The organism is Myxococcus sp. AS-1-15, assembly GCF_020037055.1.
GTDB classification, from domain to species: Bacteria; Myxococcota; Myxococcia; order Myxococcales; family Myxococcaceae; genus Myxococcus; species Myxococcus fulvus.
In genome coordinates this window covers 256,169-269,602 of sequence record NZ_JAIQDF010000007.1, presented here as the reverse complement: position 1 = coordinate 269,602, position 13,434 = coordinate 256,169, and the positions used below count along the sequence as shown (strand labels likewise).

9 protein-coding genes and 1 pseudogene are annotated in these 13,434 nt (G+C 70.1%); 8 read left to right on the top strand and 2 right to left on the bottom strand.

The window, feature by feature from the left end; translation table 11 throughout:
- Positions 1-76: 76 nt before the first annotated feature.
- Complete coding sequence (locus K8625_RS20845) at positions 77-2,872, bottom strand: hypothetical protein (protein WP_223783684.1); 2,796 nt, start codon at positions 2,870-2,872, stop codon at positions 77-79.
- Between the two features lie 263 nt (positions 2,873-3,135).
- On the opposite strand from K8625_RS20845, the gene K8625_RS20840 reads away from it, so the two are divergent.
- From K8625_RS20840 to K8625_RS20830, 3 genes are all read left to right on the top strand, one after another.
- Positions 3,136-4,083, top strand: a complete 948-nt coding sequence (locus tag K8625_RS20840) for a pirin family protein (protein ID WP_223783683.1) — start codon at positions 3,136-3,138, stop codon at positions 4,081-4,083.
- Between the two features lie 256 nt (positions 4,084-4,339).
- The gene (locus K8625_RS20835; protein WP_223783682.1) at positions 4,340-6,103 is read left to right on the top strand and encodes a thiamine pyrophosphate-binding protein; all 1,764 of its coding nucleotides are present in this window, start codon (positions 4,340-4,342) and stop codon (positions 6,101-6,103) included.
- Between the two features lie 101 nt (positions 6,104-6,204).
- A complete protein-coding gene (locus K8625_RS20830; protein ID WP_223783681.1) occupies positions 6,205-6,480 on the top strand; it encodes a hypothetical protein in 276 nt (91 codons plus the stop codon).
- Positions 6,481-6,556: 76 nt separating this feature from the next.
- Here K8625_RS20830 and hutH read toward each other — a convergent pair whose 3' ends face one another.
- Positions 6,557-8,083 carry a histidine ammonia-lyase gene (gene hutH, locus K8625_RS20825; protein ID WP_223747365.1) on the bottom strand — a complete coding sequence of 509 codons (1,527 nt, stop codon included), beginning with the start codon at positions 8,081-8,083 and terminating at the stop codon, positions 6,557-6,559.
- 108 nt (positions 8,084-8,191) lie between these two features.
- On the opposite strand from hutH, the gene K8625_RS20820 reads away from it, so the two are divergent.
- The 5 genes and pseudogenes from K8625_RS20820 to K8625_RS20800 all read left to right on the top strand — a co-directional run bounded on the left by K8625_RS20820 (position 8,192) and on the right by K8625_RS20800 (position 13,397).
- Positions 8,192-9,469, top strand: a complete 1,278-nt coding sequence (locus K8625_RS20820; protein ID WP_141323427.1) for an aspartate kinase — start codon at positions 8,192-8,194, stop codon at positions 9,467-9,469.
- A 4-nt stretch (positions 9,470-9,473) separates the two neighbouring features.
- Positions 9,474-9,890: a helix-hairpin-helix domain-containing protein gene (locus K8625_RS20815; RefSeq protein ID WP_141323426.1), complete on the top strand. Its 417-nt coding sequence runs from the start codon at positions 9,474-9,476 to the stop codon at positions 9,888-9,890.
- Positions 9,891-9,899: 9 nt separating this feature from the next.
- A pseudogene (locus tag K8625_RS44500) lies at positions 9,900-9,998 on the top strand (zinc-ribbon domain-containing protein); the annotation flags it as partial.
- Positions 9,999-10,712: 714 nt separating this feature from the next.
- Positions 10,713-12,044, top strand: coding sequence for a hypothetical protein (locus K8625_RS20805; RefSeq protein WP_223783754.1), 1,332 nt, complete (start codon positions 10,713-10,715; stop codon positions 12,042-12,044).
- A 168-nt stretch (positions 12,045-12,212) separates the two neighbouring features.
- On the top strand, positions 12,213-13,397 hold the full coding sequence (locus K8625_RS20800) for a glycosyltransferase family 2 protein (protein ID WP_223747367.1): 1,185 nt from the start codon (positions 12,213-12,215) through the stop codon (positions 13,395-13,397).
- Positions 13,398-13,434: the final 37 nt, after the last annotated feature.

Sequence of the window (13,434 nt, the reverse complement as noted above, 5' to 3'; positions counted from 1 at the left end):
CAGACGCAAGATTGGCTGGCCCTCCCCGCCCTGGTGAGGCGGATCTGAAACTGAGTTGTGTTTCAGGCCGTTGTTCTCACGGGTGACTCGTCGGGTCCGCTGGATTCGTCCCGGCCGCGCGCTCGTCCCCGTCCCGCGCGCCGTCGAGGTCCCGGTCGATGCCGATGCGCGTGCCCGAGCCGAGTGGCACGCAGGTGTACGTCAACACGCCGCCGCTCGCGGTGGTGGCCGTACGCACCGTCGCATCCGTCACCGCCGGCAGGGCCTGCCGGTCCGACGTGAACTTCCCACCTCCCACGTAGAGCAGGCCCACCTCGTGCGAGCCCACCCGGCCCTTGGCCACCAGGTCACACTCGCCCGCGTTGGCGCGCGCCAGCAGCAGGTCGATGCGCGGCCCCGCCACGGCCGCGCGCGCGGCCGTCAGCGTCACCTGCTGCCCGACGATGGGCGCCAGGTTCGTGTCGAACGCGAGCATGAACTGCTCCATGTTCAGCTTCGCCCTGTGGCCCTCGGGCGTGTTCGGGATGCCCACGGAGTTGAAGATGGGGTGGAAGTCGAAGCCGCTGTTGAAGGTGAGCAGCGTGGGGACGCTGCCGTCGCTCAGGAAGCCGAAGCCCCGGACCTGGTCTCCCAGGAAGGGGTCGATGGGAGAGTTGCCGCTGACGAACGGCGCGCCGAACATGCCCACCTTCTGGTACGCGTTGCGCAGGTGCGGCACCTTCGGGAACTGCGGCTCCACGTCGAAGGAGGACTGGCCCGCCGTGCCGAAGAAGCCCTTGAACGCACCCTCGGACGGGTTCGCCTCCGGGTCGATGACGTGGCACGCGCCGCAGGAGCCGTGGAAGAACGTCGTCGTGTTCAGGAAGAAGTCCCGCCCCGCCGCCTGCGCGGGCGTCAGCGAGTTGTCCAGGTGGCGGATGGGGTTGGGCGGATAGACGACCTGGAGCACGAAGTCGGTGAACTTCTGCATCTGCGCCGGCGTGAGCGTCGTGTCGCGGCCCAGCAGGTCCACGAAGGCCGGGTTGAACTGCTTGAAGGCCGCCGCCTCGTCATGGGAGCCCGAGTTGGGTTGCGCGGTGGCCGCGTCGAAGCCGCCGTTGCGGTCGCCTCGCCAGTGCATGGGGCCCTGGTTCGCCATGCCGCGCAGGCTCTGCGTCGCCATGGGGCCCTTGAGCGGATGGAACGCGGTGGACTGGCCGAACGTCGGGTCGTCGCCGAACTCCGGGAGGATGGGGACGATGGGGCTCGGGTTGGCCTTCACCGCGCCGTCCGGGTTGCCCAGGTCCCACGCCAGGCTGTCGAAGTCGCCGAAGATGTGGCAGCTGCCGCACGACGAGTCACCATGGCTGGAGCTCAGCCGCGCGTCGTAGAGGAAGGGCCGGCCTTCGACGACGCTCGCGGGCTCCGGGTTGTACATGGGCAGGTGCGCGATCTCCTGGCGCGTCGTCGTGTTGATGACGGAGATGGCGTTGTCGAAGCGCGTCAGCACGTAGATGCGCCGCCGGGCCTCGTCCAGCACCATGCCCGTGGGCCCGCCGCCGGAGAGGAGGATTTGATTCGCCGTGCTCGGCACGAACGTCCCGTTCTCCAGCGCGGCCGTGGAGTAGACGCCCAGCTTCGACGAGCCGAACGCCGCCACGAACAGCGTCGAGCCGTCCGCCGTCACCGCCATGCCCAGCGGCTGCGCCAGGCTCTTCTCACTCTCCGCGTTGGGCGTGGGCGCGCAGCACACGTCGTAGTCGATGTGCTTGTTGAGGTGGCGCGCCGTCACGCTCGAGTTTCCGAGCACGGTGATGCGGCTCTCGTGCAGGTGGCCGCGCAGCGAGCTGCCCGCGAAGGTGCCCGGCCCTTCGAAGCGCAGGTCGTTGCGCGCCTCGGTGTTGCTGACGTACACCTTCCCGTTGACCGGGTTGACGGCCATGTTGAACAGGATGGTGCCCACGCCCGAGTACACGCTCCCGGGGCCGTGGATGGGCGCGGGCGGGTTGGCGTTGGCGTTGAGGGTGAAGACGTCCTTGTCCGGCAGCGAGAAGCGCACCGACGACGTCCAGGAGCGGTTCAGCACGTCCACCCAGTCCTGGCCGTTGTGCTTGAGCAGGACCCCGACCTCCGGGGCGCGGACGCCCGCGAAGTTGGTGTTGGGGCCGGGGACTCCGCCCACGGCCTCGCCGCCGTCCGGCACCGCCAGCTCATGCATCACCGTGGTGCGGTTGCCGGAGTGGAAGGCCGCCGCGTACACCCGCGAGCCGTCCGGCGTCACCGCCAGCGCCCGGGGCGTGTCCGCGAACAGGGAGACGATGGTGAGCGGCGTGCCGCCCAGCGTGGACCCCAGCTGCTCCGAGTCGAACACCCACACGTCCGCGCGGCCGATGCCCGGCGTGGTGAGCTTCGGGTCGAACGGCGCGTTCTGGCCGCGGTGCGCAGCGGTGATGAACGCGCGCCGACGTCCAGGACCGGCGAAGACCAGGTCCCGGGGCTCGTCGCCCACGAGCAGCGTGCGCGTCACCACGCCGCCCTGTCCGTCCGCGTCCACGCGCACCACGCTCACGCTGTCCGACAGGTGGTTGACGACCCAGACCTCGTCGTTCGTCCGCGCGGCCACCGCCACGGGCTCCAGGCCCACGGGCACCGAGCCTCGGTGGGTGAGGCCGTTGTTCGCGACGCGGAAGATCTCCAGCCGGTTGTCCGGCGTGTTGACGGCGAAGAGCAGCTTGCCATCGGGGGACAGCGCGAGCGGCCGCACCTGCCCGCTCTCGAACAGCGTGAAGGACGAGGCCTGGGCTCGGGGGCCCACCACGACTCCCGCCACCAACAACAGCGCGACGACGCTTCTTACGGCACCAGCTCGAACAGCCGTACACGAGGCTTTCACGATGATGCGCTCCAGGGGATGGGTGACGCTTCCCTCCCTCCGACAGGGGAGTGACGGCCGGGTGGGAATGGGCAATCTTCCGTGGTTCCGCACCGTGACGTAAATGCTGACATCACGACGCGTGAAGGTTTGACACGCGGGCGGGCCGCGCTTGACAGACGCCATTCGTTGAGTCGCGAAGGGGGCGGGTGGTTGGGACTGGAGCGTCCGGACCGACCCATGGCATGTGTGGACGCGCAGGACCTTGACAGGAGTGTGAGCGGATGGCCTGGAAGATGCCCGAGGAACCCTTTGTCGACGCGGAGCCTGACTCCCTGCTGGAGACCGTCATCGTCCCACGCACCCGGGATCTGGGAGACGGCTTCGAGGTGCGCCGCGCGCTGCCGTCGTCGCGGCGGCGGATGGTGGGCCCGTTCATCTTCATGGACCAGATGGGCCCCGCGGTGCTCCAGGCCGGCAAGGGGCTGGACGTGCGGCCCCATCCGCACATCGGCCTGGCCACGGTGACGTACCTGTTCGAGGGCGAGGTGCTCCACCGCGACTCGCTGGGCGTGGTGCAGCGCATCCGCCCCGGCGCGGTGAACTGGATGGTGGCCGGGCGCGGAATCGTCCACTCGGAGCGTACGCCTCCGGAGCTGCGGGTCGCGTCCAACCGCATGTTCGGCATCCAGTTCTGGGTGGCGCTGCCCGGCAAGCACGAGGAGGACGCGCCTTCGTTCGTCCATACGCCGTCGGAGGCGCTGCCCGTCGTGCAGGATGGTGGCGTCGAGCTCAAGCTCATCGCGGGGGAGCTGGCCGGTGCGCGCTCGCCGGTGACGACGCAGTCGGCGCTCTTCTACGCGGACGTGAAGCTGGACGCGGGGGCGCGGATTCCCGTGCCCGCGGTGCACGAGGAGCGCGGCCTCTTCGTCGCCGAGGGACAGGTGGAGGTGGGCGGCGAGAGCTTCGGCCCCGGTCAGCTCCTGGTGCTGCGTCCGGGCAAGGAGGTGGTGGCGCGGGGCGGCGGGACCACGCGCTCCAGGCTGCTGCTCTTCGGCGGCGAGCCGATGGATGGGCCCCGGCACATCTGGTGGAACTTCGTCTCCAGCTCGAAGGAGCGCATCGAGCAGGCGAAGGAGGACTGGACGGCCCAGCGCATCGGTCAGGTCCCCGGTGAGTCGGAGTTCATTCCGCTGCCGGAGCCCGAGCCGAGCGTGCCCCGCTATCCCTGACGTGCCCCGCAGGACGGGACTCGCGGGCCCCGCAGGCGTCACGCGTCTGCGGGGATTCCGGTGGCCCGCGAGTTGTTCGAACCCTGGACAGACATGCCAACCTCCCGTGAGTCGCCGCTCGGACTGAGGGGAAGCCGACGGGCGAGGGGGTCTGGTTGTGTTTGGATTGTGCTGTGAGGCACTCGGTGTAATTGCTTGCGTGCCGGCCCGGGGCGGTTGTCGCCGCCCGGAGAGGTCCGCATGCGGGGGAGTCGCCGTGAGCCTTACTTGTGCCAAGGTCCAGGAGAAGACGGTTTCCGTGGGGGATTATCTGTGGCTCCGTCTCCAGGAGCTGGGAGTCCGTCATGTCTTCGGCGTGCCCGGAGACTTCAACCTGGGGATGCTGGAGCAGCTGTTGAAACAACCCGGGCTGACCTGGGTGGGGTGCTGCAACGAGCTCAACGCCGCCTATGCCGCGGATGGGTATGCGCGATTGAAAGGCATTGCCGCGCTCGCGACGGCGTATGGCGTGGGCGAACTGAGCGCCGTCAACGGGCTGGCGGGCGCATATGCGGAGCGGGTGCCGGTGGTGGCCATCACCGGGGCACCACCGTTGTCCCATATGCAGCGGCGCAGCTGGATACACCACACGCTGGGGGACGGTGAGTATGGCAATACGCTCGCCAGCATCGCGCCGTTCACCGCGGCGCGGGCGGTGCTGACACAGGCCAACGCGGCGATGGAGATCGACCGGGTGCTGCGCACGTGCCTGCGTGAGCGGCGGCCCGTGTACCTCCAGCTCCCCACCGACGTGTGCTTCCAGCAGGTGCCCGCGCCAGAGGCGCCGCTCGAGCGGGAGGCGGCTGTCAGTGACAGGGCCAGCCTGCGCGCGCTGCTGGAGGAGCTGGTGCCCCGGCTGCGAGGGGCACGGCGCAGCGTGCTGCTGGTGGACAGCGACGCCCAGCGCTTCGGGCTGGAGCCCCAGGTGGCGGCGCTGGCGGAGTCCGCGGGGATGCCCATCGCGTCGCTGGGTTCGGGGCGAGGCCTCCTCGACGAAGCTCACGGGGCCTTCCTGGGCTTCTACGGGGGGCGGCTGTCGGACCCGTACGTGCGGGAGTGGGTGGACGGGGCCGACTGCGTGGTGGGCCTGTCCACGCGCTTCATGGACCTCAACACGCACTCCTTCACCCAGCGGCTGGAGCCCTCGCGGTTCGTGGACCTTCAGTCCACCACGGCGGCGTTGGGGCGGGCGGAGTCTCCGTGGCTGCCCTCGCTGTACAGCGGGCTGGTGCTGGGCGAGGTGCTGGAGGCGTTGCGCGAGGCGGTGGGCAGCCGGAAGCGGCAGGACTTCGTGCCCCGCTCGCTGCGACTCCGGTCCCAGGCGGCCTCCAGGCCAGCGGCCCCGGCGGCGAGGAGCGAGGGGCCCCTGACGCACGCGCAGCTGTGGCCCGCGCTGTCCGCGCTGCTGGAGCCGGAGGATGTGCTCGTCGTCGAGGCGGGCAGCCCCATGGTGGGCTTCGCCTCCGCGCAGCTGCCACGGGGAGCGAGCTGGGTGGCCCAGCCGCTGTGGTGCTCCATCGGTTACACGCTGCCTGCGGTGCTGGGCACCAGCCTGGCGGCCCCGGAGCGGCGTCAGCTGCTCTTCATCGGGGACGGCTCGTTCCTGATGACGGCGCAAGAGCTGTCCACGTTGCTGCACCTGAAGCTCAAGCCGCTGGTGTTCCTCCTCAACAACGCGGGCTACACCGTGGAGCGCCTCATCGTCGGTCCGCGGTCCGTCTACAATGACATCCCGAAGTGGAACTACCCGGCCATCTGCGATGCGCTGGGGACGCCGGGGCAAGCGCTGACCCTGCTCATCGAGAAGCCCGAGCAACTGGCGCCGGTGCTGGCGGAGGCCGTGCGTGCCCAGCACGAGGGACGTCTGGTGTTCGTGGAGGTCCGGCTGGCGCCGCTGGATGCCCCCGCTGGCCTGGCCCAGCTGGGCGCCTCCGTCTTTTCGCTGTCATACCGGGAGGACAGCGGACTGCCTCGCCCCTGACGCTGGTGGCATTCCCTCTCAGGGGTGTCCATGGGCAAATCCCTCTCAGGCTGGTAGCCTGGGAGGGCCGTACAACCCGTGGAAGTTCCCTGGAGGCACGAATGCAGGCTGGAAGGTTCGTCAGCAGTGCGTTGCTTGCGGTGGGGTTGATGCTGGTGGGCTGCGGTGGTCCCGTGGTGGAGGACGCCGAGGCGCAGGATCTCACGTCGCGCGAGGATGCCGCCCCCAATTGCAATGGGGTGTACTACGAGCACACGTATTACAGCGATGCCACGTACATGAATGTCGTGGGCTTCCGAGGCTGTGACTGTGCCTTCTGGTCGAGCTTCGGTCGGACCAGTGCGTTCGTCGAGTCCTACTACGGGACCTGTCGTTAGCACGTCGCGCTGAAACGAAGACGGCCCGCCCCGGAAGTGCTCCCGGAGCGGGCCGCGGTGTCTGTGAATGACAGGCTCAGGCCGTGGCCGCGCGCACCGCCGCGAGCAGCTCGCCGGAGTCGACCATGTCGCTCACGGCCTGGATGTCCTTGTGCAGCTCGCGGTCCTTCTCCATGTGCGGCACCTTGGAGCGGATGAGCTCGTAGGCCGCCAGCGCGCCCTTGCCGGGCTTGACGGGCAGCCGGAAGTCCAGCGCCTGCGCCGCCACCAGCATCTCGATGGCCAGACACGAGCGGGCGAAGTCCCCCACCTGCCGGCCCTTGAGCGCCGCCGTCATGCCCATGGACACATGGTCCTCGCGGCCCGCGGACGACGGAATCGAGTCCACCGACGCGGGGTGGCTGAGCACGCGCGACTCGGCCACCAGCGCCGCGCTCGTCACCTGCGCGATCATGAAGCCCGAGTTGAGCCCGGAGTTCTTCGCCAGGAACGCCGGCAGCCCCGACAGCGCCGGGTTCACCAGCTGCTCCACCCGCCGCTCGCTGATGGAGGACAGCTGCGTGAGCGCCATCGCCACCACGTCCATCGCCAGGGAGATGGGCTGGCCGTGGAAGTTGCCGCCCGAGACGATGCGCTCGGTCTCCGTGAAGACCAGCGGGTTGTCCGTGGCGCTGTTGACCTCCACCTCGAGAATTCGCCGCGCGAAGGACAGGCCCTCGCGCGCCGCGCCGTGCACCTGCGGCATGCAGCGCAGCGAGTAGGGGTCCTGCACCTTGCTGCAGTTGACGTGTGTCTCCACCAGCTCGCTGTTCACCAGGATGCGCCGCAGGTGCGCCGCGCACGCCTTCTGGCCCGGATGGGCTCGGACGTCGTGAATCTCCGGGATGAACGGCTTGTGGCTGCCGAGCAGACCTTCCAGCGTCATCGCGCCGGCGACGTCGGCCAGCTCCGCCAGGGACTCGGCGCGCAGCTGGAGCAGGGTGCCCACCGCGCACATCGCCTGGGTGCCGTTGACCAGCGCCAGGCCCTCCTTGGCCTCGAGGATGACCGGCTGCAGGCCCGCCATCTCCAGCGCCTTGCGCGCCGGCAGCCGCTGGCCCTGGTGGAACGCCTCGCCCTCGCCGATGAACACGAGCGCCAGGTGCGCCAGGGGGGCCAGGTCACCGGACGCGCCCACGCTGCCGCGCTCGGGGACGACGGGGACGACGTCGCGGTTGAGCATGTCCAGCGCCAGCGTCAGCGTCTCCGGACGGATGCCCGAGTAGCCCTTGGCGAGCACGTTGCAGCGCAGCAGCAGCAGCGCGCGCGCTTCACCGTGGGGCAGGGGCGTGCCGACACCACAGGCGTGGGAGAGGATGAGGTTGCGCTGCAGGTCGCGCAGGTCCTTCTTGTCGATGCGGACCTCGGCCAGGGTGCCGAAGCCGGTGTTGATGCCGTAGGACGGGGTGTCGCCCGCGGCGACCCGGTCCACCAGGGCTCGCGAGGCGCGGACCCGGGCGGCGGCCTCGGGGGCCAGCTCCACGGTCACCTCGTTGCGGGCGACCTGGAGGATCTGCTCCAGCGTCAGGGTGTCACCGTCGATGAGGATACGGGGGCGCGACATTGGGGGCTCCAAGGGGTGGTGGAATGCGAGACAGCGGCAGCGGGGCTTTACACCGGGGAGTGGGGCTCGTATAGGTCCGCGCGACTGAAGAGGGAGGTCACGGTCCCCGTGGCGCTGATCGTCCAGAAGTACGGCGGTACCTCCGTTGGTGACACCGAGCGGATGAAGAACGTCGCCCGCCGCTGTCTGGCCGCCCAGCAGGCGGGCCATGACGTGGTGGTGGTGGTCTCGGCGATGTCGGGTGAGACGAACCGGCTGCTCAAGCTGGTGGCGCAGATCACCGACCGGCCGGACGAGCGTGAGCAGGACGTCGTCGTGGCCACCGGGGAGCAGGTCTCCATCGGGTTGGTGGCGATGGCCATCCAGGCCCAGGGTGGCAAGGCGACGAGCTTCCTGGGGCACCAGGTGCGCATCGTCACCGACAGCACCTTCTCGAAAGCGCGCATCAAGAGCATCGACGCGCAGCCCATCCGACAGGCCCTGTCCAAGGGGCACATCGTGGTGGTGGCGGGCTTCCAGGGCGTGGACGAGGAGGGGAGCGTCACGACGCTGGGGCGCGGAGGCTCGGACACCACGGCGGTGGCGGTGGCCGCGGCGCTGAGCGCGGATGCGTGTGAAATCTATACGGACGTCGACGGCGTCTACACCACGGACCCGAACATGGTCCCCGCCGCGCGCAAGCTGGAGCGCATCGCCTACGAGGAGATGCTGGAGCTGGCGAGCGTGGGCGCGAAGGTGTTGCAGATCCGCTCCGTCGAATTCGCCATGAAGTACAAGGTGCCGCTCTGGGTGAAGTCGTCGTTCACCCAGGACCCGGGCACACTCGTGTGTGAGGAGGACAAGTCCATGGAGGACGTGCTGGTCCGCGGCGTGGCGTATGACCGCAACGAGGCGAAGATCACCATCTGCGGCGTGCCGGACGTGCCGGGCGTGGCGGCGAAGATCTTCGGCCCGCTCGACGAGAAGCACATCGTGGTGGACCTCATCGTCCAGAACCAGTCCCGCGAGGGGCGCACGGACCTGACCTTCACGGTGGGCAAGTCGGACTTCCTCAAGGCGCAGGAGGTGGTGCGCGAGGCGGTGAAGGACATTCCCGTCTCCGGCATCGAGACGGACGACAACGTGGCCAAGGTGTCCATCGTCGGCGTGGGCATGCGCAACCACTCGGGCGTGGCGGCGCGGATGTTCACGGCGCTGTCGGCCGAGGGCATCAACATCCAGATGATCTCCACGTCGGAGATCAAGGTGTCGTGCGTGGTCCACTCCAAGTACACGGAGCTGGCGGTGCGGGCGCTGCACACGGCGTTCGGGTTGGATCAGCCGCTGCCGCCCGAGGGCGCGACGACGGTGTCGGAGACGGCGGCGCTCAAGGGCGAGAAGGTCTGAGCCGGTGGCGGGGCGGACGGCCGCGCTCGCCGTCGTCGCGTTGGCGGTGATGGGCGTCGGGGCGGTGGCCCGCTGGCGCTGGCCGGATTCCCGGTCAGCGTTGGATTGTCCTCCGGAGGCGGTGCGCATCCGGGCGGACGGGGTGGCGACGTGTGGTGAGGGTGAGGAGCCCACGGGGGCGGCGGCGCTGGCGTTGGGGCGCAGGCTGGACCTGAACGTCGCCACGGCGGAGGAGCTGGCATTGTTGCCGGGTGTGGGGGCTTCGCTGGCGCGAGCGCTGGTGGAGGCTCGGGACGCGGCGGGCGGGTTCCGGAGCTGGGAGGCGGTGGACGAGGTCCCCGGGGTGGGTGAAGCCCGGTTGAAGACCCTCCAGGCGGCCACGGTGCTGGGCTCGCCTCCGGATGCCGGGCCCGTGTGGTAAGCACGCGGCGTGCAGATCGCCTGCCCTCAGTGCTCGATGCAGTATGCCTTGGATCCCCGCCTGCTTCCGCCGGGAGGGGCGTCGGTCCAGTGTACTCGCTGCAGCCATGTGTTCCTGGCCTCGCCGCAGGCGCAGACTCCGCGCCCCGTCGCCGCGGAGGGCGCTGGCCCCAAGACGCCGAGTGGCTCGTGGGGTACGGCGCCCGGTGGCAATCCCAGCTTGATGCGCACGCAGATCTTCGGCTCCGGGAAGGCGTCGGAAGGCGCTGGCGGTGCGCAGGTCGCGGGTGCCTCGGGTGTGCAGGGGACGACACAGAGCTTCGGCGCGGTGGGCGGGGCGCATGATGCCGTGAGCGGGCAGGGCGGGACGCAGGCCGCGGGTGCTCATGGGGCCACGCAGACCTTCGGCGCGGTCGGCTCCCAGGGCGCGCCATCGACCGAGGGTGCGGGCGCCTACGGGGCGACGCAGACCTTCGGCGCAGTCGGCGCTCCCGGAATGACGCATGCCTCCGGCGTGGGGGCTCAGGGTTCGACGCAGACGTTCGGAGCTGTGGGTGCCCCTGGCATGACGCAGCCTTCGGTGGCGGGCACTCACGGCTCAACGCAGACCTTCGGCGCGGTGGGCACGCCTGGTATGACGCAGGCCTTGGCGGGGGCTCACGGCTCGACGCAGACCTTCGGCGCTGTCCCTCCGTCGGGCCCGGCCCCCACTTCAGGAAGCCCGATATTCCCCAGCCACACGGGCGGAAGTCCTCGCCAGACCACGCAGGTCTTCGGTGCGGCCACGTCAGGCCCCCCTCCGTCGCCTCCCTCGATTGCCCCCGTGACGCTCGGAGCTTCGGGCACGTCGGGCGCGAGCCCGTCCACTCCCGCGAGCGGGGCTCCCGGCCACATCGGGCGCACGCTCACGTACGGAGCCGTGTCTGCCCCGGCCGATGCGGGAGCCGTCCCCGAGCTCCCCGCCGAGAGGTCCACGAGCCTCTACGGCGAGGCCTCGTCGTCCACCGAACTCTTCGGTGCCGCCAACGCGCCCGGGTCTCCGGTCAATCGCAAGACCTCCGTGTACGGCGCGGCCACCGACGCCGGGTCGCACGGCGTGAACCTTCCGCCCATGGAGCTGCCGGGACTCGGCGCCCTGGGCGCCGCCGGTGGCCAGGGACCCAGCACCTCGGAGCCCGCCTACCGCCGAGGCGCCGTCTCCCTCCCACCGGAGCTGCTGTCCGCGAACCGCGAGTCCGCGGACCTCGTGGCCTCGACCCCTTCGAGTTCCTCTTCGCGGCTCTGGCTGGGCCTGGTCGTGGCGGCCGGGGTGCTGCTGGCCGGAGTGCTCGCCTATCCCGCGTGGAAGAACCGTGACGCGGACATGCCGGCCACCGCGGTGACGGAGAAGGAGCGGGCCTCGGTCCTGCTGCGCAGGGACGACTCCGCCTCCAGGGACCAGGCCATCCAGAGCCTCAAGGCCCTCACGGCCACGTATCCAAAATACACCGAGGCCCAGGCCGAGCTCGTCGTGGCGCTCTCGCTGCGCCTGGGCGAGCTCCAGGCCGAGGCCGAGCGGCTGCGAACCCAGGGCGAACTCCTCCAGCGAGACATCGACGAGCGCGCCGCCGCCCAGGCCACCGTCGACTGGGAGAGCCGGGTCAACGCGCTGAAGGCGCAGCGCGAGGACGTCATCAAGCTCGGCGGACCGCTGCGCATCGAGATCGACCGCCTGCGCAAGGAAGTGGACGTCCTGGCCGAGGCCCTCGAAGCCGCGCCCGAGGTGGAGCCCACGCCGGCCCTGGCCGCGCGGGTGAAGGCCCGGGCCCTCCACGCGGGGGTGACGGCGGCGCCGGATGCCCTCGCGCTGGCCGAGCGCCTGCGCAACGTGGAGGGCGCCCCGAAGGCGTGGAGCACCGTGGCCCGCGCCGAGTACGTGCTCAGCTCCGGCTCTCCGCCGGAGTCGGTGGCCCAGTCCGTGTCGGAGCTGGAGGCGCTCCGTCAGGCGGATGGCACCCTGCTGCGCCCCTACGTCCTGGGTGCCCGGCTGGCCCTGCGCCAGAAGGACCCGGCGGCGGCGCGTTCACTGCTGGACGACGTGCTGGCGCTCAACAAGAACCACGAGCTGGCGCGAAAGCTGCTCGAGCAGGTCTCCACGAGCGCCCCGCGGCCCTGAAACGACGTGCGTCCCACCCGGGCGGAGGACTGGAGAAAGTCCAGTCCCACCCGGCGCTGATCCCCACGCCTGCCTCCGCGCTCCGAGCGGAGCGGGGTGCTCGCGCGGGGCATGCCTCTTGCTGAACCCAGGGCCGATTCGAGGACTGGGTCTTGGGAGGCATGGTCGATGGCGGAGGTCTTCTTCTGGTGTGCCGCGCTGCTGCTGGCGCACACGTATTTTCTCTACCCATTGAGCCTGTTCGTGCTGGATGGGGCGGCGCAGGTGGCGCAGAACATCCGGGCGATGCGAGGCGGGGACGCGCGCCGTGAGCTGCCGGGCAGGCGTGGGGCGGCTCCATCGGTGAGCCTGGTGGTCGCGGCGTACAACGAGGCGTCCTGCATCGGGCAGAAGCTCGAGAACAGCCTCGCGCTCGACTACCCGGCCGACCGCTTCGAGGTGCTCATCGGCTCGGACGGCTCCACCGACGGCACCAACGAGCGCGTGCTGGAGTGCCGGGACGAGCGCGTGCGCCTGTCCCCCGCGCCCCGCGCGGGCAAGACGACGGTGCTCAACCGCTGCATCCCCATGGCCAAGGGAGACATCGTGGTCCTCTCGGACGCGAACACGATGATCGAACCCGACGCCATCGAGAAGCTGGTGCGCCACTTCGATGACCCGGAGGTGGGGGCGGTCTGCGGCAAGCTGCGCCTCTACAACCCGACGAAGAAGGACTACGAGGAGAGCGCGTACTGGAGCTACGAGTCCCTCATCAAGATGTACGAGGGGCGCCGGGGCGCGGTGGTGGGGGCCAACGGGGGCCTGTACGCCATCCGCCGCACGCTCTACACGCAGCTGCCGCCGTCCACCATCGTGGATGACTTCGTCATCCCGCTGCGCATCCTCGAGAAGGGCTACAAGGTCGCGTACGAGGAGAAGGCCGTCGCGCACGAGGAGACGACAGAGGACTACGGCAAGGAGTTCGGCCGCCGCGCGCGCATCGCCGCCGGCAACTTCCAGAGCCTGCGCATGGTGCCGGGCCTCCTGCTGCCCACCGCGGGCTTCCCCGCGTTCGCCTTCTGGTCGCACAAGCTCTTGCGCTGGTGCGCGCCCGCGCTGATGGGCGTGGCGCTGCTGGCGAACCTGTTCCTGCTCGACAGCATGTTCTACCGCGCCACGCTCTTCGCCCAGGGCCTGTTCTACGCGCTGGCGTACCTGGGGAAGGTGGGCGTGCTCAAGCGCGGCGCGGCGAAGCGGGTGGCCTCGGTGGCCTACTACTTCGTCACCATGAACCTGGCCATCGTCGTGGGCTTCTGGCGCTTCCTGCGCAACTCGCAGCGCGCCGCGTGGGACCGCACCGCGCGCGCGTCCTGAGACGAAGTCCTCGCCGCTTCACCGGCGCCCGGCTCTT